Here is an 18,372-nt window from a genome sequence, read left to right as displayed (position 1 = left end):
CGATTGCCCCTCACACCACGAGGCACCTCATGATCCGCGAAGAATTCCTGCGCTTGGCCGCTGACGGCTACAACCGCATTCCGCTGGCCTGCGAAACCCTGGCCGACTTCGACACACCGCTGTCGATCTACCTGAAACTGGCCGACCAGCCCAATACCTACCTGCTCGAATCAGTGCAGGGCGGCGAGAAATGGGGCCGTTACTCGATGATCGGCCTGCCGTGCCGCACCGTTCTGCGTGTACATGACCATCATGTCAGCGTCACCGTCGATGGCGTCGAGACCGAAAGCCATGACGTTGAAGATCCATTGGCCTTCGTCGAGACCTTCAAGGCGCGCTACAACGTGCCGACCATTGCCGGCCTGCCGCGTTTCAACGGTGGTCTGGTCGGTTACTTCGGTTACGACTGCGTGCGTTATGTCGAAAAACGTCTGGGCAAATGCCCGAATCCTGATCCGCTGGGCGTGCCGGACATTCTGCTGATGGTTTCCGATGCCGTTGTGGTGTTCGACAACCTCGCCAGCAAGATGCATGCGATCGTGCTGGCCGACCCGACGCAGGCCGATGCCTTCGAACAGGGTCAGGCGCGTTTGCAGGAGTTGCTCGAGCAACTGCGCCAGCCGATCACGCCGCGTCGTGGACTGGATTTCAGCAAGCAGCAGTCGGCAGATCCAGTATTCCGCTCGAGCTTCACCCAGAACGATTACGAAAAAGCCGTCGACACCATCAAGGAATACATCCTCGCCGGCGACTGCATGCAAGTGGTGCCGTCGCAGCGCATGTCGATCGACTTCAAGGCTGCGCCGATCGATCTGTACCGCGCGCTGCGTTGCTTCAACCCGACGCCGTACATGTACTTCTTCAATTTCGGCGACTTCCATGTCGTCGGCAGTTCGCCGGAAGTGCTGGTGCGCGTTGAGGACAACCTGATCACCGTGCGCCCGATCGCCGGTACGCGCCCACGCGGCGCCACGGAAGAGGCCGATGTGGCGCTGGAGCAGGATCTGCTCTCCGACGACAAGGAAATCGCCGAGCACCTGATGCTGATCGACCTGGGCCGCAACGATACCGGGAGAGTCTCGGAGATCGGTTCGGTGAAACTCACCGAGAAAATGGTCATCGAGCGTTATTCCAACGTGATGCACATTGTTTCCAACGTCACCGGCCAGTTGAAAGCCGGGCTCACCGCGATGGATGCGCTGCGGGCGATTCTGCCGGCGGGCACCTTGTCGGGCGCGCCGAAAATCCGCGCAATGGAAATCATCGACGAACTCGAGCCGGTCAAGCGGGGCGTGTACGGCGGTGCGGTCGGTTACTTCGCCTGGAACGGCAACATGGACACCGCGATCGCGATTCGCACCGCAGTGATCAAGAACGGCGAACTGCACGTGCAGGCCGGTGGCGGCATCGTCGCCGACTCGGTGCCGGCGCTGGAATGGGAAGAAACCCTGAACAAACGCCGCGCGATGTTCCGCGCCGTGGCGCTGGCCGAGCAGACCCCGGACTGACAGAGCTCCCCTGTAGGCCTTCGCCTGCTCGCGATAGCGGAATAACATTCAACACATCAGTTGACTGACCCAGCGCTTTCGCGAGCAGGCTCGCTCCCACATGGGGTCTTGTGTTGAGGCATAAAAAAGCGGCGCCTGCGAGGGCGCCGCTTTTTTGCATCTGCAAATCAGAAGTCCAGCACAACCCCGACATTCAAACCCTGCTGCTTGAAGTCATCATCCTTGCGGAACGTGTACCCGCCGCGCAGCGCCAGATCCGCGGTGAGCTTGTGGCTGACGCCCAGGCTCAGACGGTTCAAGTGGCTGGCCGGTGTATAGCCTTCCAGAGTGAAGTCATTCGCCGGCAGGGTGTTGAGCGCGATATTGACCTTCTGCACGTCGTCTTCATACTCGCGCTCATGGGCGTATTCGCCGAACACCTGCGTCTGCGCGGTGATGTTGTACTTGCCCTGCAAGCCGAGGCCGAGGCGTTTCGAATCGCGGCTCTGATCGTCGAAGGTCAGCGCCGTGGCGCGGTTGCTTTTCTCTGAATAGCCGTCGACATCGACGCTGGCGTAGTCGGCGCTGACGAAGGGCGACAAGTGCCATTCGCTGCCCGGCTGGGCAATGTCGTAACCGACGCGGGTGCTGAACGCCCACAGGCTGCCGTCGGTATCGCCTTTTTCGGCAGCTTCGCTGACGCCCAGATCGAACTTGCGCTTGAGGTTGTCGTAGTCGAGTTTGCCGCCGGTCAACGCCGCGTCGGCCCACCAGCGATTCTGCTGGAACTGGGCAAATGCCGTGGCCATGTAGTTGTTGAGTTTGTAGTCCGAGTCGTTATGCCCGGCTTCCAGATTCTGCCGGTACAAACCTGCGGCCACGCCAACACGCCAGGCGTCATTCAAGCGATAGCTGCCACCGACGTTGAGGTTATAACCACTGCCATCGGCGCTGGCGCCGCTGCTTTGGCTGTCGACGTCCAGATGCTGCCCGCCCGCCGAGACAATCGCCCGCCATTGGCCGACCGCTTGCCAGTTTTCCCAATCGGCCTGCCATTGGCTGCGCAGTTCATCCTGGTGCGCGCGCACGGTGGAGTGGGCCATTTCCGGCAGCAGGGTCAGCTCCCAAGGCGCGGCCAACAGGGAGTAGGCGTAGTCGGCGATCAGTTTCTGCCCGGACTCGGTCGGGTGTACGCCGTCGTTGTAGATCAGTTTGGTCGGATCTGGCGCGGCGCTGTTGATACCGTAGCGGGCGTTTTCGGGGCAACCGCTGCCGCTGAAACAGGTTGCGGTCAGGTTCTGGTCAGTCGCCAGACCGAAGCGCCCCGGATCGGCGAACACTTCCGAGAGCAGCACCGGAATGTTCAGCGGAATGACTTCGGCGTTGATGCCTTGCAGCCGTGTCACCAGCTGGCTGTTGAACTGATTGGCGAGGGTGCTGCTGAACGTCTGCAGCGGCGTACCGTTGAGTGCCGGCGTCAGGCCGACGTCGGGCAGGAGCCAGACCATCACGTATTTGGCGCCGGCGGTTTGCAGGGTTTGCACACTGTCGGCCAGCCGATCGGCGGCGGCGTTGGCCTGAGGCAGGCTGAGAACGCGGCCCTGCAGAAAGTCATTACCGCCACCGGAAACGTAATAGAGCGCATTTGGATCGGCGCGAAAGCCGTTCGATGGCAGGTAACCGGAGCGCGTGCGTTCGCCGGTGGCCGACTGGCTGGTGATGGAATCGAGAATCTGGTCAGTGCGATAACCACCGACCGCCCAGTTGTTGCCGTCCGCCTGACCATTTTCAGCACGTACGGCCGAGCTGGAAGACGCTGTCTGGTCGGCACTGAAGCCCAGGCGTGCGCCGAGCAGTTGGGTGGAATTCAAGGAATACACTTCACCGCTGCCGTCCTGATAGACCGGTCCGGTGCGGTTGGTATAACGCTCGGTCGAGCCTGCCGGGCCGCCAGCGTCGGCGAAGGTACCGGCGTCGTTGAGGCTGTCGCCAAATACGATGAAGCTGGAATAAGGGTTTGGCGCTGCATTCGCCTGAGCACAGGCCAGTGCGAGCAGGCATCCGGCCAGCGGTACAAACAACGTCTGTCTGATCATGAGCAAGTCCGTTTATTTATTGTTGTAGGTGAACGAAACGACAGTACCAAAAACTCTCGGCGTTTTGCCATCGGTCGCGAATCGTCTCCTCGTTTTATCTCCCGCGGGCCCCGCCATATTGCACGCTCTGCCCAGCTAAGTTACTGTGCCGGAACGCATGAACGAGACCTTCCCCGTGTTGATCACCAGCAAACTTCTGGATCAAGTCATCAAGGCACACGCCCGCTGGCGTTGGCGCGCCTGAATCTTTTCTGCCGGCCCCGCCGGATCTGTATCGCTTTGCCTTCCTTGCCTGTCTGAAATGCCGCTGTGCCGACGCACCTGACTGCGTCCGACATCGTGCAGCGCCCTGCGGGCAAGTGTTCTGAAGGCTGTTTTCAAATCAGAATTCAAGAGGTTCGACACGCCATGTTGCTGATGATCGACAACTACGACTCCTTTACTTACAACGTTGTGCAATACCTCGGCGAGCTGGGTGCCGAGGTCAAAGTGGTGCGCAACGACGAACTGACCATCGCCGAAATCGAAGCGCTCAACCCCGAGCGCATCGTGGTGTCCCCCGGCCCGTGCACGCCGACCGAAGCCGGCATTTCCATCGATGCGATCAAGCACTTCGCCGGCAAGCTGCCAATTCTCGGTGTCTGCCTTGGCCACCAGTCCATCGGTCAGGCCTTCGGCGGCGACGTCGTGCGGGCGCGGCAAGTAATGCACGGTAAGACTAGCCCGGTATTCCACGAGGACAAGGGCGTATTCAACGGTCTCAACCATCCGCTGACCGTAACCCGCTACCATTCGCTGATCGTCAAGCACGAGAGCTTGCCTGATTGCCTGGAGCTGACCGCGTGGACACAACACGATGACGGTTCGGTTGACGAAATCATGGGCCTGCGTCACAAGACCCTGAACATCGAAGGTGTACAGTTTCACCCCGAGTCGATCCTCACCGAACAGGGCCATGAACTGTTTGCCAACTTCCTCAAACAAACCGGCGGCATGCGCTAAGGACTTTGCATGAATATCAAGACAGCCCTGAGCCGTATCGTCGATCACCTCGACCTCAGCACCGATGAAATGCGCGATGTGATGCGCGAAATCATGACCGGCCAATGCAGCGACGCGCAGATCGGCGCGTTCATGATGGCCATGCGCATGAAAAGCGAGAGCATCGACGAGATCGTCGGCGCTGTATCGGTCATGCGTGAACTGGCCGATCAGGTTGAACTCAAGACCCTCGACGGCGTGGTCGATGTGGTCGGCACCGGCGGTGACGGCGCGAACATCTTCAACGTGTCGACCGCTTCTTCCTTCGTTGTCGCGGCAGCCGGTTGCACCGTGGCCAAGCACGGCAACCGCGCCGTCTCGGGCAAGAGCGGCAGTGCGGACTTGCTCGAAGCCGCTGGCATCTATCTGAACCTGACGCCGGTACAAGTGGCGCGTTGCATCGACAATGTCGGCATCGGTTTCATGTTTGCCCAGACCCACCACAAAGCCATGAAATACGCTGCCGGCCCGCGCCGCGATCTCGGCCTGCGCACGCTGTTCAACATGCTCGGCCCGCTTACGAATCCGGCTGGAGTGAAGCATCAGGTGGTGGGCGTGTTCACGCAGGCGCTGTGCCGGCCATTGGCTGAAGTCTTGCAGCGTCTGGGCAGCAAGCACGTGCTGGTGGTTCACTCGAAGGATGGGCTGGACGAATTCAGTCTCGCCGCGCCGACGTTTGTCGCCGAACTGAAGAACAACGAAATAACTGAATATTGGGTCGAGCCGGAAGATCTCGGCATGAAGAGCCAGAGCCTGCACGGCCTGTCGGTCGAAGGCCCGGAAGCGTCGCTGGCGCTGATCCGTGATGCCCTCGGCAAGCGTAAAACCGAAAACGGTCAGAAAGCAGCCGAGATGATCGTGCTCAATGCCGGTGCTGCGTTGTACGCCGCCGATCTGGCCAGCAGTTTGAAACAGGGCGTGGAGCTTGCGCACGACGCTTTGCACACCGGCCTCGCTCGGGAGAAACTCGAGGAGCTGGGTGCCTTTACCGCGGTATTCAAAGTGGAGAATGAAGGATGAGTGTACCGACGGTTCTGGAAAAGATTCTCGCCCGCAAAGTCGAGGAAGTGGCCGAGCGTAGCGCCCGCGTCAGCCTCGCCGAGCTGGAGACTCTGGCCAAGACGGCCGATGCACCCCGCGGTTTCGCCCAGGCGTTGCTGACGCAAGCGAAGAAGAAACAGCCAGCGGTGATTGCCGAGATCAAAAAGGCCTCGCCGAGCAAAGGCGTGATCCGCGAAGACTTCGTTCCCGCCGATATCGCCAAAAGCTACGAGAAGGGCGGGGCGACCTGTCTGTCGGTGCTGACCGACATCGACTATTTCCAGGGCGCCGACGCCTATCTGCAACAGGCCCGTGCCGCGTGCAAGCTGCCAGTGATCCGCAAGGATTTCATGATCGACCCGTATCAGATCGTCGAAGCCCGCGCACTGGGCGCGGACTGCGTGCTGCTGATCGTCTCCGCACTGGATGACGTGAAGATGGCCGAACTGGCTGCGGTGGCTAAAAGCGTCGGCCTCGATGTACTGGTGGAAGTGCACGATGGCGATGAGCTCGAACGCGCCTTGAAGACACTCGATACGCCACTGATCGGGGTCAACAACCGCAATCTGCATACCTTCGACGTCAGCCTGGAGACCACGCTGGATCTGCTGCCGCGCATTCCCCGTGATCGCCTGGTGATCACCGAGAGCGGCATTCTCAACCGTGCCGATGTCGAGCTGATGGAAATCAGCGACGTGTACGCGTTTCTGGTTGGCGAAGCGTTCATGCGTGCGGAAAGCCCGGGCACCGAGCTGCAGCGTCTGTTCTTCCCGGAGCGTGGCGGCCCGGTAGTCAGCGGCTCGACCCTCGACTGATTCGACGCCATCGCGAGCAGGCTCACTCCTACATTTGGAACGCGTTCCCCTGTAGGTGAGCCCGCTCGCGATGAGGCCTTAGAATCCGCTAAAGATGTCTAATCTGCCGGAGTCCCGCATGTCGCCGCCAATCCCCCTGACCATCGAAGCCGGCCTGCAAGCCGAGCAAGATCTGTTGGCCTCGGTGTGCGCCGGCGACGCGGAATTCGGTCTGCTGTTCTGGCAACCCAGCGATCGCGCGCTGGTCATGCCGCGCCGCCTCAACCGCTTACCGGGTTTCGACCACGCCTGCGAAGTCTCCGCTGCGGCCGGATGGCCGGTGCTGCTGCGCGAAACCGGCGGCGAGCCGGTCCCGCAATCCGCCGCGACGATCAATATCGCGCTGGTTTACGCGCCGCCGCGCAGCGAGGGCGATCTCAATCGTATCGAAACCGGCTACCGACGCTTGTGCGATCCGATCTGTCAGTTGCTCGATGAGTTGGGCGGCACGTCTTCGCTGGGCGAGATTGACGGTGCGTTCTGCGACGGACGCTTCAACGTCAATCTGGACGGACGCAAGATGGTCGGCACCGCGCAGCGCTGGCGCCAGAGTCAGGGCGGCCAGCGTCCGGTCGGGCTGGTGCACGGTGCGATGCTGATGGATGACGAGCGTGAGTCGATGGTTGCAGCGGTCAATCGCTTCAACGAGGCCTGCGGCCTGGAGCAACGGGTACGAGCGCAAAGCCACATCGCCCTGCATGAGAAATTCAACGCGCCACAGGTTTTGGCGCGTCTCGATGAACTGTTTCGTCTGATGCTGGCGCAGATCTACAGCACCTGATTTTCAGGATTCAGCGCGTACCGAAGACCACCATGGTCTTGCCCTTCACATCGACCAGGTTGCGTTCTTCCAGATCCTTGAGTACGCGACCGACCATCTCCCGCGAACAACCAACGATCCGCCCGATTTCCTGACGCGTCACCTTGATCTGCATGCCGTCCGGGTGGGTCATGGCGTCCGGTTGCTTGCACAGTTCGAGCAGGCAGCGCGCCACACGACCGGTGACGTCGAAGAAGGCCAGGTCGCCGACCTTGCGCGTGGTATTGCGCAGGCGTTGTGCGATTTGTCCGCTGAGTACGTAAAGAATGTCCGGGTCCTGCTGGGACAATTCGCGAAACTTTGCGTAGCTGATTTCCGCTGTTTCGCATTCGACCTTGGCCCGTACCCAGGCGCTGCGCTCCTGCTCCTGGCCGGCCTGCTCGAACAGGCCCAGCTCACCAAAGAAGTCCCCGGCATTGAGGTACGCGATGATCATTTCGCGGCCGTCATCATCCTCGATCAGAATCGTCACCGAGCCCTTGATGATGAAATACAGCGTGTCCGAGCGGTCGCCGGCACAGATGATGTTGCTCTTGGCTGCATGGCGACGGCGTTGACAATGCATCAACAACTTGTCGAGATTCTTGACTCTGGATGTGGGGGTAATAGCAACCATGGTTGTATCCCGAAAAGACTGCACGGTGATGTTTGGTTTTTTTATGAGGCGCTGAAGAGGGTCGCTGCAACAGCTGACGACACGGGCTGGCACGGGCGCCAGCGAATTGGCGCCAGCTTAACAGACACTTCGTCGCAAATTCGAGAAATTACCTACAGGCCAGAGGCGTGCGTCCTGGGACGCCGCTCCTGTTGGGGCAAATCGCTGTGCTAAGCTGGCGACCCTTTTTTTACAGTGGAGTCTGGGCGATGAAGGCACGCATCCAATGGGCTGGCGAAGCCATGTTCCTCGGTGAATCCGGCAGCGGTCATGTCGTGGTGATGGACGGTCCGCCGGACGCCGGTGGCCGTAATCTCGGTGTTCGGCCGATGGAAATGCTCCTGCTGGGCGTCGGCGGTTGCAGCAACTTCGACGTGGTCAGCATCCTCAAGAAGTCGCGCCAGGCTGTTGAAAGCTGCGAAGCGTTCCTGGAAGCCGAGCGCGCCACCGAAGATCCCAAGGTCTTTACCAAGATCCACATGCATTTCGTCGTCAAGGGTCGTGGTCTGAAAGAAGCCCAGGTCAAGCGTGCGATCGAGCTGTCCGCCGAGAAATACTGCTCGGCCTCGATCATGCTCGGTGCGGCTGGCGTGGCGATCACCCACGATTACGAAATCGTCGAACTCGGTTGAACCGACATTCAACTATCATAAAAGCAGTGCAGACTCTGGCGATCCCCCGCTGACGTCTGCATAATGCGCCACTTTTTTCAGGGCAGTGATCGTCAGCCGACGGGTCATTCGCCTGAACAGACAACCAAAATCGCCATCGCGAAGAGGTGTTAACCGTCCTACGCAGGTGCGTCGTTCGCACTTGACGGGCATGCTTGATCACGCGGCCGGGCCGCATACATAGAGAGTTTTTAACGGTGAAAAGCAAACTCAAGCTCCACGGGTTCAATAACCTGACAAAGACCTTGAGCTTCAACATCTATGACATCTGCTATGCGGAAACCCCGCAAGATCAGCAGGCTTACGTCGAGTACATCAATCAAGAGTACAACGCGAAACGCCTGACGCAGATTCTCACAGAAGTTGTCGAGATCATTGGTGCCAACATCCTGAACATTGCCAGTCAGGACTACGAACCTCAGGGCGCCAGCGTCACGATTCTGATTTCTGAAGAGCCGGTTACTCCGACCGACAGTCAGATCGAAGAGTCGCCGGGCCCGTTGCCCGAAATTATCCTGGCCCACCTCGACAAGAGTCACATCACGGTGCACACCTACCCGGAGATTCATCCGGACGACGGTATTGCAACTTTCCGTGTGGACATCGACGTGTCGACCTGTGGGGTCATTTCACCGCTTAAAGCGCTCAACTTCCTCATTCACCAGTTCGATTCGGACATCGTGACTGTGGATTATCGTGTGCGCGGCTTCACCCGTGACGTTGAAGGCAACAAGCACTTCATCGATCACGAGATCAACTCGATCCAGAACTACTTGTCCGAAGACACTCGCGACGCGTACCAGATGACTGACGTGAACGTGTATCAGGAAAATCTGTTCCACACCAAAATGCTGTTGAAGAACTTCGAACTGGACAACTACCTGTTCGGCGACGCCACCAGCAATCTGTCCCCTGAGCAACGTGCTCAAGTGACTGACCGGGTGAAACACGAAATGCTCGAGATCTTCTACGCACGCAACATGCCTGCGTAAGATTCCCAGGCACCAAAAAGGCGACTCCCTCACGGCAGTCGCCTTTTTTATTGCTGGGATACAGAACCCTGTGGGAGCTGGCTTGCCAGCGATGAGGACCTTCCAGTCACCACAACGATCAGATCCGATAAGTACTCTTGGTCATCACCTTGGCCAAGATACTCATCCCGAATTTCACCGGCGCCGGAAAGCGAAAACCACCTGCATCCAGCGCACTCTCCGCATGATGTTCTTCATCGATGCGCATCTGCTCCAGAATCGCCCGGGACTTCTCGTCCTCGGCTGGCAGTTGCTCAAGGTGTTCGTTCAGATGCTTGCACACCTGATGCTCGGTCGCCGCGACAAAACCGAGGCTGACCTTGTCGCTGATCAGCCCGGCAACTGCACCAATCCCGAATGACATGCCATAGAACAACGGATTCAACACACTAGTGTGGCTGCCCAACTGATGAATGCGCTGTTCGCACCAGACCAGGTGATCGATCTCTTCTTCGGCCGCATGCTCCATGGCCTCGCGCACCTGCGGCAGTTTGGCGGTCAGCGCCTGCCCTTGGTACAGCGCTTGGGCGCAGACCTCGCCGGTGTGGTTGATGCGCATCAGGCCGGCGACGTGGCGGGTGTCTTCGTCGCTCATTGGCGTGTCCGGCTGCAGGAGGGCCGGTGACGGGCGGTACGGCTGACCACTGAAGGGCAGCAAAGTCCGCATTGCGGCATCGGCTTGCAGCAGAAGACGGTCAATCGGCGAGTAGTGACGTTGGGTAGTCATGCTGACCTCCGGGAAAAATCTCGACGGCCAGTTTAACCGAATCAGCCGGCGAAGGTTTGCGTTGGGTCATTGGTCGCGCGGGCAGGCTTTATGTGGGAGCGAGCCTGCTCGCGAAAGCGGACTGTCTGGTATTCAAATGTCGAATGTACCCAAGCCTTCGCGAGCAGGTTCCCACAGGTTTTGCCATCAATCAGCCCGGCGGCCAGTTCATCTGGCGCTGACCGAGTACATGCATATGAATGTGATAGACAGTTTGCCCACCGAGTTCATTGCAATTCATCACCACGCGGAAACCTTCCTCGCAGCCCAGCTCCAGCGCCAGGCGTTGCGCGGTGAACAGGATGTGCCCGGCCAGTGCCTTGTCGTCTTCGGTCAGGTCGTTGAGGGTGCGCACCGGTTTCTTCGGGATCACCAGGAAATGCACCGGTGCCTGTGGGGCGATGTCGTGGAACGCCAGAACCTGGTCGTCCTCGTAAATGATCTTCGCCGGAATCTCCCGGTTGATGATCTTGGTGAACAGAGTATCCACTGCTGTTTCTCCGTTGTAGGGGCTGAGTCGAGTGTACCGCGTTGAATTCGGAATTTTCAGCGCGGGCAATAAGCTTTATTGACCATGCCAACGATGGTCCGGTTGAGCCAGCGCGAGCCGAACCGCGGCAAAAAGGCCAGCCAGCGGTTACGTCGCCCCGGAATGATGATCGCGCGGTTCTTTTCGAGGGCGCGCACGGTGTACAGCGCGACTTCTTCGGGGCTCATCAGTTTTGCGCTTTCATCGAGTTTTTCGCTGTTGAGCTGTGCGGTCCGAAAAAATGCCGTGCGTGTCGGGCCAGGGCAGAGCACCGAAACCTTTACCGCACTTTGTTTGAGTTCAACGCGCAAGGCTTCGGAGAAGTTCAGGACATAAGCCTTGCTTGCGTAGTAAGTGCTCATCCACGGACCGGGGCTGAAAGCCGCCACCGAGGCGACATTGAGGATCTGTCCGCCACCCTGCAGCGCCATGCTGTTGCCGATGGCGTGGCAGAGGCGGGTGAGGGCGAGGATGTTCACCTCGATCAGATCCTGCTCGGTCATCCAGTCTTGCGCAAGGAACGGACCGCAAGTACCGATGCCGGCGCAATTGACCAGCAAATCGATCTGGCGGTCGCCTTCCTCTAGCTCCAGCAGGAAGCCGGACAGGCGCAACGGTTCGCCGAGATCGCAGGCGCGAAACAGCACTTCGACGCCAAAGCGTTGAGTCAACTCCAGAGCAATACTTTCCAGCTGATCACGCTGTCGAGCCACCAGAATCAGACTGCGGCCGCGGCGGGCCAGCGCTTCGGCCATGGCCAGGCCGATGCCGCTGGAAGCGCCAGTGATCAGAGCGTAACGGGTCATGCAATTCTCCATCGCAACAGCTCCGCGCCGGCGACGCGGGTGTCACGGCGGGGAGCGCTGTTCATTCTTGCGCAGAGTCTACAGGGGGCTGCGCCGCTTCGGCTGCATCGTCACTGGAAATCACGGGCGGTTCGACCTCCACATCGATCTCATCGGTGGTCACCGAACCGCTCTCGTAGCTGCTTTCCAGATTGCTTTCATATTCCTGCTGGATAGCCGAAATACCACCGAGCATTCCACCGACGAAGAGCAGCGCGAAGAACACGATCCACAGCGAACACAGGACTTTGACGGCGGTGCTGTTGGGCGGCGGCGGTGGCCCGTAACGGTTGGCACCGGTGTTGCCCGGCACGACCATGATCACCAGCGGAAAGAAGCTGCCCACGAACGGCACCAGGTTCAGCAGCCAGAGCCAGCCAGACCAGCCAATGTCATGCAGACGCTGGACGCTGAACAGGATACTGACAATCAAGAATGCGACGAACAGGAAGAAAGCGAGAATCCCGCCAATGATCAGGCCGGTGGTGGAATCTCCCGCGACCAGCCCCAGAGCCATCAGGGCAAACACGCCGACAATCGGCAGCGTCACCAGGCTCAGAACCATTGTCCACGCGAGAAAACGCAGGCGGCCAATCCGCCCTTCGAAGCTGAACGGTTTGAGTGTGGCGAACGCCGGCAGATTTTCAGCGACGCTGGCGCGCGGTGGTGCGTAAGGTGAGTCGGGTTCCGCCAAGGCCGCGGATTGCTCGTGGACGTCGGACAGGTTCAGGTCGATGACGGTTTCGGTTTCGATCCGCGCATCGATGCCGGTCTTGTTCAGCGCCTGCAGATAGGTCTGCGCATCACTGTGCGACAAGTCACGCTTGAGGGCGACGGTGCGGCCAGTGAACAGACGCTCGATGCCGGCAACATCGCTTTTGAACAGATCCGCCAGATTGAGTTTGGCAGTGCTGAGATCGACACCGGGCTGCAGAGCGCCGTCGAAGACGATCTTGTAACGGGGTTCGCTCATGGTCGAGGCATCCTTGTCGCGAGTTGTTTGAAAGGTCAGCAGTGTAAGGCCAGCCATCGGCGCTGGTCCGGTTTTTTCTCAGCGTGGCCAGCGGCTCGGTAGCTGTGCTGCGCGACTCTGCGCCTGGCGGTATTCGGCGTCCAGTCGTGCAATCAATTGATCGACTGTCGGCAAGTCATCGATTTGCCCCACGCCCTGGCCGGCCGACCACACGGTTTTCCAGGCTTTGGCTTCGTCGCTGATCGGCTTGAGTTTGTCGCCGAAATTCACTTCGCCTTTACCTTGCAGGGCGGCCATATCGAAACCGGCCGCTTCCAGGCTCTGGCGCATGAAACTGGCCGGTACACCCGACACCGCTGGAGTATGGATGATGTCCGCGGCCTTGGCTGTCAGCAGCATCTGCTTGTAAGCGTCAGGCGCATGACTTTCGCTGGTGCCGATAAATCGCGTACCGAAGTAGGCTAAATCCGCACCGAGCAGTTGGGCAGCGAGAATCTCATGGCCGTGGTTCAAACATCCTGCAAGCAGCAGCGTCTTGTCGAAGAACTGGCGGATTTCGGCGACCAGTGCAAAAGGGCTCCAGGTCCCGGCATGCCCGCCGGCGCCGGCTGCGACAGCGATCAAACCATCGACCCCGGCTTCGGCGGCTTTCTCGGCATGCCGGCGTGTCGTCACATCGTGGAACACCAGGCCGCCATAGCTGTGCACTGCGTCGACCAGTTCCTTCACCGCACCGAGGCTGGTGATTACGATCGGCACCTTGTGCTCGACGCAGATATTCAGGTCAGCCTGCAACCGTGGATTGCTGTTATGGACGATCAGGTTCACCGCATACGGCGCCGGGTTTTCCAGTGCGGCCAGTCCCGCCTCGATCTCTTCCAGCCAGGTCTTGAAACCACTGCTTTCGCGCTGGTTCAACGCGGGAAAGCTACCCACAACGCCATTGCGGCAGCAGGCGAGTACCAGTTGCGGGTTGGATATCAGGAACATCGGCGCAGCCACCACAGGCAGACGCAGACGTTGTTCGAGCAAAGCGGGCAGCGACATTGGAGTACCCCGAAATGGTGTAGTTATCGAAACTAGAACGGCCGGACCACGACCAGAATGACGATAGCCAGCAATAGCAGAACCGGCACTTCATTGAACCAGCGATAAAAGACATGGCTGCGGGTGTTTTCGCCACGGGCGAAGCGTTTGACCTGCGCGCCACACATGTGGTGGTAACCGATCAGCAACACGACCAGGGTCAGTTTGGCGTGGATCCAGCCGCCCTGACTGAAGATCGTCGGGTTGAGGTAAATCAGCCAGCCGCCAAAGATCAGGGTGGCGATCATTGCCGGGCCCATGATGCCGCGATACAGCTTGCGCTCCATGACGCTGAAGCGCTCCTTGCTGATCGTGTCTTCGCTTTGCGCGTGATAAACGAACAATCGCGGCAGGTAGAACAGCCCGGCGAACCAGCAGACGACACTGACGATATGCAACGCTTTGATCCACAGATAGAGCATTTTGGTTATTCCCTCATTCACGGTAAGCCAGATAGTAGAGGCTTGAGCGTCCGCACGTCACCTTGACGGTTGTCGCAGGGGCGTGCGGCCCCTATCATCGACGGCTTTCCAGTGGTTTCGTTGAGGGCAGGTTTATGGTCAAGGTCGGTATCGTCGGCGGCACGGGTTACACCGGTGTCGAACTGCTGCGTCTGTTGGCACAGCATCCGCAGGCAGAAGTGGTCGTCATCACTTCCCGATCCGAGGCCGGTCTGGCCGTGGCTGACATGTACCCGAACCTGCGCGGCCACTACGACGGCCTGGCGTTCAGCGTGCCGGACGTGAAAACCCTCGGTGCTTGCGACGTGGTGTTCTTCGCCACCCCGCACGGTGTTGCGCACGCATTGGCAGGTGAGTTGCTGGCGGCGGGCACCAAGGTCATCGACCTGTCGGCAGACTTCCGACTGCAGGACGCCGAAGAATGGGCCAAGTGGTACGGCCAGCCTCACGGCGCACCGGAATTGCTGGATGAAGCGGTCTACGGCCTGCCGGAAGTCAATCGCGAGCAGATCAAAAAAGCACGTCTGATTGCGGTGCCGGGTTGCTATCCAACCGCGACGCAACTGGGTTTCCTGCCATTGCTGGAAGCCGGGCTGGCTGACGCTTCGCGCCTGATCGCCGACTGCAAATCCGGTGTCAGCGGTGCCGGCCGTGGTGCGGCTGTAGGCTCGCTGTACTCCGAAACGTCGGAAAGCATGAAGGCGTATGCGGTGAAAGGTCACCGTCACCTGCCGGAAATTCGCCAGGGCCTGCGTCGTGCGGCGGGCAAGGATGTCGGTCTGACATTCGTCCCGCATCTGACTCCGATGATCCGTGGCATCCACTCCACGCTTTACGCGACCGTGGTTGATCGTTCGGTGGATCTGCAGGCGCTGTTTGAAAAACGCTATGCCAACGAACCGTTCGTCGATGTGATGCCGGCCGGCAGCCATCCCGAAACCCGTAGCGTGCGTGGCGCCAATGTCTGCCGCATCGCGGTGCACCGTCCTCAGGATGGTGACCTGGTGGTAGTGCTGTCGGTCATCGACAATCTGGTTAAAGGCGCGTCGGGGCAGGCAGTGCAGAACATGAACATCCTGTTTGGCCTGGACGAACGCTTTGGTTTGTCTCACGCCGGCATGCTGCCTTAAAAGCAGCTACGAGCTTCAAGCTCCAAGCTACAAGTCATCAGCGGCAAGCTTGAAGCTCAGCGCTTGAAGCTTGCCGCTGCTCCTCTAATAGTTGACCAATTTTCTAGGACAAGCGGATAATGCGCGTCATCACGCATTATGGCGGCGTAACGCCGGGAGATAGTCAGCATGAGCGTCGAATCCTTCACCCCCACGGCTTTGCAATTCACTCAAGGTGCTGCGCACAAGGTGAAGAGCCTGGTCGATGAAGAGGGGAATGATCGCTTGAAGCTGCGCGTATTCGTTACGGGCGGCGGTTGTTCAGGGTTTCAATACGGTTTCACCTTCGATGAAGATGTGGCCGATGACGACACCATTGTCGAGCGCGAAGGCGTGAGTCTGGTGGTCGATCCGATGAGCTTCCAGTACCTGGCCGGTGCGGAAGTGGATTACCAGGAAGGTCTGGAAGGTTCGCGGTTCGTGATCAAGAACCCGAACGCCACCACCACGTGTGGTTGCGGGTCGTCGTTCTCGATCTGATAGCAGCGTCTTTACAGCGTTTTCGCTTCGCATACTGAAACGCCACAGGGCCTCACGGTTCTGCGGCGTTTTTTGTTGTCTCGCGATTCACTCAGGCCGGATAGATCGCGCCAAGCACTCGGAGGCCGCGGGCACCGGTGACGCTCGGGCGGTTGGCGGCGATGCCTTCGAGACAGCAGTGAGCCAGCCAGGCGAAGGCCATCGCTTCGACCCAGTCCGGGTCGACACCGTGGCTGGCGGTGCTGGCGACTGTAGTGTCGGGCAGCAGCGCGGCCAGTCGCGTCATCAGCGCTGAGTTGTGTGCGCCGCCGCCGCAGACCAGCAGTTCCTGGGTATCGGTTTGAGCGCTTTGCAACGCTGTGACGATGGTCAGTGCGGTCAGCTCAAGCAGTGTGGCCTGCACATCTTCCGCGGCAAGCGCGGGAAAACGTGAAAGGTGTTGTTCAAGCCAGGGCAGGTTGAATACCTCGCGCCCGGTGCTTTTCGGCCCTTGGGTGATGAAGAACGGATCGCTGAGCAGCGCTTCGAGCAGTTTGGGTTCAACGGTGCCGGTCTTCGCCCAATCGCCATTGCGGTCGTAGTTTTCGCCGCGTTGCTGCTGAATCCAGGCGTCCATCAGAACATTCCCCGGGCCACAGTCGAAACCGGCTACAGGCCTGGTCGGCTCGATCAGACTCAAATTGCTGAAACCGCCGACATTCAAGACTGCCTGATTGCCAGTACGCTCTTCGAACAAAGCCTCATGGAAGGCGGGCACCAGCGGTGCACCCTGGCCGCCGGCCGCGACGTCGCGGCTACGGAAGTCACTGACGACCGTGATGCCGGTCAGTTCGGTGAGCAGGGCCGGGTTGCCGATCTGCACCGTAAAACCGCGCGCCGGTTCATGGCGAATGGTCTGGCCGTGACTGCCGATCGCACGAATGGCTTCAGGTTTGAGGTGCTGGTTGCTCAGTAGCGCGTGTATACCCTGCGCGGCGAGCTTCACCCAGTGTTGCTGGGCGATGGCCGAGCGGGCAATTTCGTCAGGGCCGCTGGCGCACAAGCCAAGCAGCTCGGCGCGCAGGGAGTCGGGCATGGGGACGTAGTGGGTGGCGACCAATCTGATCGCCGAGGTCTGCTCGATCAGGGCAATGTCCAGCCCGTCGAGACTGGTTCCGGACATTACCCCGATATACAAGGCCATGATTTAACGCTTGCTCGAGGCCAGCATGGTGGCCTTTTCTTGGTCCATGCGTGCCATCAATGGCTGACTCTGAGCCAGGAACCGCGCTCGTTCCGACTTGGCAATCGGGTCCGCCATTGGCAGTTTCTGGCCCAGTGGATCGACGTGCACACCGTTGACCTGGAACTCGTAGTGCAAGTGCGGACCGGTCGACAGGCCCGTGGTGCCGATGTAGCCAATCACCTGACCTTGCTTGACGGTACCGCCGGTTTTCACGCCCTTGGCAAAACCTTGCATGTGACCGTACAGCGTACGGTAGGTGTTGCCATGCTGAATGATCACTGTGTTGCCGTAACCGCCGCGGCGGCCGGCGAGCAGCACTTTACCGTCACCGGCAGCCTTGATTGGCGTACCGCGTGGCGCTGCGTAGTCAACGCCTTTGTGGGCGCGGATCTTGTTGAGGATCGGGTGCTTGCGGCCCATCGAGAACTTGGAGCTGATACGAGCGAAGTCCACCGGAGTGCGAATGAACGCCTTGCGCATGCTGTTGCCATCGGCGGTGTAATAGCTGCTGTTGCCTTGCTTGTTGGTGTAACGCACGGCGGTGTAGGTCTTGCCGCGGTTGGTAAAGCGAGCCGAGAGGATCGGACCGTTGCCGACTGCTTTGCCGTTGACCACTTTCTGCTCGTAGATCACATCGAATTCGTCGCCCTGACGGATGTCTTGGGCGAAGTCGACGTCATAGCCGAAAACACTGGCCATATCCATGGTCAGGCTGTGCGACAAGCCCGCACGAGCTGCGGATTGCGACAGCGAGCTGTTGATCACGCCGTGAACATACGCGGTGCGAACGGTCGGCTTTGCGGTGACGCGACTGAACGCGTAGCCCTTGTCATTTCGGGTCAGGGTGATGGTTTCGACGTCGCTGACCTTGCTGTGCAGGCTGGTCAACTGGCCGTCCGGACTCAATTCGAATTCAAGCTTCTGGCCACGCTTGAGCTGGCTGAATTGTTTGGCTTGTTTGTCGCTGGCCAATACTTCATGCACAGAGGCGCCTGGCAAACCGACCTTTTCGAACAGTGTGGACAGCGTATCGCCCTTGGCTACAACGACTTCGCGATGGCCTGGGGCCTTGGCTTTTTCTTCAACTGCAGGTGCAGGAGCAGGGGCGGCATCCGCGGTTTGTGCGGTGCTGTCGTCAGTGT

General features: G+C 59.6%; 19 protein-coding genes (1 of these 19 cut by a window edge). 9 read left to right on the top strand and 10 right to left on the bottom strand.

What is annotated here, in order from left to right; translation table 11 throughout:
- Positions 1–29 precede the first annotated feature (29 nt).
- Entirely contained in the window at positions 30–1,508 is a 1,479-nt protein-coding gene (trpE, locus tag BLU52_RS22130) for an anthranilate synthase component I (RefSeq protein ID WP_090286815.1), read from the top strand.
- A 167-nt stretch (positions 1,509–1,675) separates the two neighbouring features.
- On the opposite strand, the gene estP is transcribed toward trpE, so the two are convergent.
- Complete coding sequence (gene estP / locus BLU52_RS22125; protein ID WP_090286813.1) at positions 1,676–3,583, bottom strand: esterase EstP; 1,908 nt, start codon at positions 3,581–3,583, stop codon at positions 1,676–1,678.
- Between the two features lie 408 nt (positions 3,584–3,991).
- On the opposite strand from estP, the gene BLU52_RS22120 reads away from it, so the two are divergent.
- From BLU52_RS22120 to BLU52_RS22105, 4 genes are all read left to right on the top strand, one after another.
- Entirely contained in the window at positions 3,992–4,585 is a 594-nt protein-coding gene (locus BLU52_RS22120; RefSeq protein ID WP_090286811.1) for an aminodeoxychorismate/anthranilate synthase component II, read from the top strand.
- Between the two features lie 9 nt (positions 4,586–4,594).
- A complete protein-coding gene (gene trpD, locus BLU52_RS22115) occupies positions 4,595–5,644 on the top strand; it encodes an anthranilate phosphoribosyltransferase (RefSeq protein WP_090286810.1) in 1,050 nt (349 codons plus the stop codon).
- Positions 5,641–6,480, top strand: a complete 840-nt coding sequence (gene trpC, locus BLU52_RS22110) for an indole-3-glycerol phosphate synthase TrpC (RefSeq protein WP_090286808.1) — start codon at positions 5,641–5,643, stop codon at positions 6,478–6,480. The genes trpD and trpC overlap by 4 nt, the downstream gene beginning before the upstream one ends.
- Before the next feature lie 118 nt (positions 6,481–6,598).
- Positions 6,599–7,300, top strand: a complete 702-nt coding sequence (locus BLU52_RS22105) for a lipoate--protein ligase family protein (protein WP_090286806.1) — start codon at positions 6,599–6,601, stop codon at positions 7,298–7,300.
- A gap of 10 nt (positions 7,301–7,310) precedes the next feature.
- Here BLU52_RS22105 and crp read toward each other — a convergent pair whose 3' ends face one another.
- Complete coding sequence (crp, locus tag BLU52_RS22100; protein WP_090286804.1) at positions 7,311–7,955, bottom strand: cAMP-activated global transcriptional regulator CRP; 645 nt, start codon at positions 7,953–7,955, stop codon at positions 7,311–7,313.
- A gap of 248 nt (positions 7,956–8,203) precedes the next feature.
- Between crp and BLU52_RS22095 the strand changes: the two genes are divergently transcribed.
- Positions 8,204–8,626 (top strand): OsmC family protein, encoded by a 423-nt coding sequence (locus BLU52_RS22095; RefSeq protein ID WP_003228794.1) that lies wholly within the window; start codon positions 8,204–8,206, stop codon positions 8,624–8,626.
- Positions 8,627–8,862: 236 nt separating this feature from the next.
- Positions 8,863–9,657, top strand: coding sequence for an adenosylmethionine decarboxylase (gene speD / locus BLU52_RS22090; RefSeq protein WP_090286802.1), 795 nt, complete (start codon positions 8,863–8,865; stop codon positions 9,655–9,657).
- A gap of 118 nt (positions 9,658–9,775) precedes the next feature.
- On the opposite strand, the gene coq7 is transcribed toward speD, so the two are convergent.
- The 6 genes from coq7 to hemJ form a co-directional block, all read right to left on the bottom strand.
- The gene (gene coq7, locus BLU52_RS22085; protein WP_090286800.1) at positions 9,776–10,423 is read right to left on the bottom strand and encodes a 2-polyprenyl-3-methyl-6-methoxy-1,4-benzoquinone monooxygenase; all 648 of its coding nucleotides are present in this window, start codon (positions 10,421–10,423) and stop codon (positions 9,776–9,778) included.
- Positions 10,424–10,613: 190 nt separating this feature from the next.
- Positions 10,614–10,952 (bottom strand): histidine triad nucleotide-binding protein, encoded by a 339-nt coding sequence (locus tag BLU52_RS22080; protein ID WP_017128660.1) that lies wholly within the window; start codon positions 10,950–10,952, stop codon positions 10,614–10,616.
- 56 nt (positions 10,953–11,008) lie between these two features.
- Positions 11,009–11,797, bottom strand: coding sequence for an SDR family NAD(P)-dependent oxidoreductase (locus BLU52_RS22075; protein WP_090286797.1), 789 nt, complete (start codon positions 11,795–11,797; stop codon positions 11,009–11,011).
- Between the two features lie 61 nt (positions 11,798–11,858).
- Complete coding sequence (locus tag BLU52_RS22070; RefSeq protein WP_090286795.1) at positions 11,859–12,809, bottom strand: DUF805 domain-containing protein; 951 nt, start codon at positions 12,807–12,809, stop codon at positions 11,859–11,861.
- A gap of 78 nt (positions 12,810–12,887) precedes the next feature.
- Positions 12,888–13,856 (bottom strand): NAD(P)H-dependent flavin oxidoreductase, encoded by a 969-nt coding sequence (locus BLU52_RS22065; RefSeq protein ID WP_090286793.1) that lies wholly within the window; start codon positions 13,854–13,856, stop codon positions 12,888–12,890.
- Positions 13,857–13,888: 32 nt separating this feature from the next.
- Complete coding sequence (gene hemJ, locus BLU52_RS22060) at positions 13,889–14,317, bottom strand: protoporphyrinogen oxidase HemJ (RefSeq protein WP_090286791.1); 429 nt, start codon at positions 14,315–14,317, stop codon at positions 13,889–13,891.
- Positions 14,318–14,451: 134 nt separating this feature from the next.
- Here hemJ and argC point away from each other — a divergent pair, with 134 nt between their 5' ends.
- The gene (argC, locus tag BLU52_RS22055) at positions 14,452–15,486 is read left to right on the top strand and encodes an N-acetyl-gamma-glutamyl-phosphate reductase (RefSeq protein ID WP_090286789.1); all 1,035 of its coding nucleotides are present in this window, start codon (positions 14,452–14,454) and stop codon (positions 15,484–15,486) included.
- A 168-nt stretch (positions 15,487–15,654) separates the two neighbouring features.
- Positions 15,655–16,005 (top strand): iron-sulfur cluster insertion protein ErpA, encoded by a 351-nt coding sequence (gene erpA / locus BLU52_RS22050; RefSeq protein ID WP_007918905.1) that lies wholly within the window; start codon positions 15,655–15,657, stop codon positions 16,003–16,005.
- Between the two features lie 91 nt (positions 16,006–16,096).
- On the opposite strand, the gene BLU52_RS22045 is transcribed toward erpA, so the two are convergent.
- The gene (locus BLU52_RS22045) at positions 16,097–17,188 is read right to left on the bottom strand and encodes an anhydro-N-acetylmuramic acid kinase (protein WP_090286787.1); all 1,092 of its coding nucleotides are present in this window, start codon (positions 17,186–17,188) and stop codon (positions 16,097–16,099) included.
- 3 nt (positions 17,189–17,191) lie between these two features.
- Positions 17,192–18,372, bottom strand: the 3' portion of a protein-coding gene (locus BLU52_RS22040) for a peptidoglycan DD-metalloendopeptidase family protein (protein ID WP_090286786.1). It continues 247 nt past the right edge of the window; 1,181 of the gene's 1,428 nt are visible here — the last part of the coding sequence; the start codon falls outside the window, past its right edge; the stop codon is at positions 17,192–17,194.

The organism is Pseudomonas granadensis (assembly GCF_900105485.1).
Taxonomy (GTDB): Bacteria; Pseudomonadota; Gammaproteobacteria; order Pseudomonadales; family Pseudomonadaceae; genus Aquipseudomonas; species Aquipseudomonas granadensis.
The sequence above is the reverse complement of the archived record's forward strand: the minus strand, read 5'-3'. Positions and strand labels throughout refer to the sequence as shown.

Excerpts from the sequence above, each read along its gene's own strand:
- BLU52_RS22070 (WP_090286795.1), bottom strand. The coding sequence starts at position 12,809 with ATGAGCGAACCCCGTTACAAGATCGTCTTCGACGGCGCTCTGCAGCCC.
- BLU52_RS22045 (WP_090286787.1), bottom strand. The coding sequence starts at position 17,188 with ATGGCCTTGTATATCGGGGTAATGTCCGGAACCAGTCTCGACGGGCTG.
- BLU52_RS22075 (WP_090286797.1), bottom strand. The coding sequence starts at position 11,797 with ATGACCCGTTACGCTCTGATCACTGGCGCTTCCAGCGGCATCGGCCTG.
- argC (WP_090286789.1), top strand. The coding sequence starts at position 14,452 with ATGGTCAAGGTCGGTATCGTCGGCGGCACGGGTTACACCGGTGTCGAA.
- crp (WP_090286804.1), bottom strand. The coding sequence starts at position 7,955 with ATGGTTGCTATTACCCCCACATCCAGAGTCAAGAATCTCGACAAGTTG.
- BLU52_RS22105 (WP_090286806.1), top strand. The coding sequence starts at position 6,599 with ATGTCGCCGCCAATCCCCCTGACCATCGAAGCCGGCCTGCAAGCCGAG.
- estP (WP_090286813.1), bottom strand. The coding sequence starts at position 3,583 with ATGATCAGACAGACGTTGTTTGTACCGCTGGCCGGATGCCTGCTCGCA.
- trpD (WP_090286810.1), top strand. The coding sequence starts at position 4,595 with ATGAATATCAAGACAGCCCTGAGCCGTATCGTCGATCACCTCGACCTC.
- BLU52_RS22095 (WP_003228794.1), top strand. The coding sequence starts at position 8,204 with ATGAAGGCACGCATCCAATGGGCTGGCGAAGCCATGTTCCTCGGTGAA.
- trpE (WP_090286815.1), top strand. The coding sequence starts at position 30 with ATGATCCGCGAAGAATTCCTGCGCTTGGCCGCTGACGGCTACAACCGC.
- erpA (WP_007918905.1), top strand. The coding sequence starts at position 15,655 with ATGAGCGTCGAATCCTTCACCCCCACGGCTTTGCAATTCACTCAAGGT.
- hemJ (WP_090286791.1), bottom strand. The coding sequence starts at position 14,317 with ATGCTCTATCTGTGGATCAAAGCGTTGCATATCGTCAGTGTCGTCTGC.
- trpC (WP_090286808.1), top strand. The coding sequence starts at position 5,641 with ATGAGTGTACCGACGGTTCTGGAAAAGATTCTCGCCCGCAAAGTCGAG.
- coq7 (WP_090286800.1), bottom strand. The coding sequence starts at position 10,423 with ATGACTACCCAACGTCACTACTCGCCGATTGACCGTCTTCTGCTGCAA.
- BLU52_RS22065 (WP_090286793.1), bottom strand. The coding sequence starts at position 13,856 with ATGTCGCTGCCCGCTTTGCTCGAACAACGTCTGCGTCTGCCTGTGGTG.
- BLU52_RS22120 (WP_090286811.1), top strand. The coding sequence starts at position 3,992 with ATGTTGCTGATGATCGACAACTACGACTCCTTTACTTACAACGTTGTG.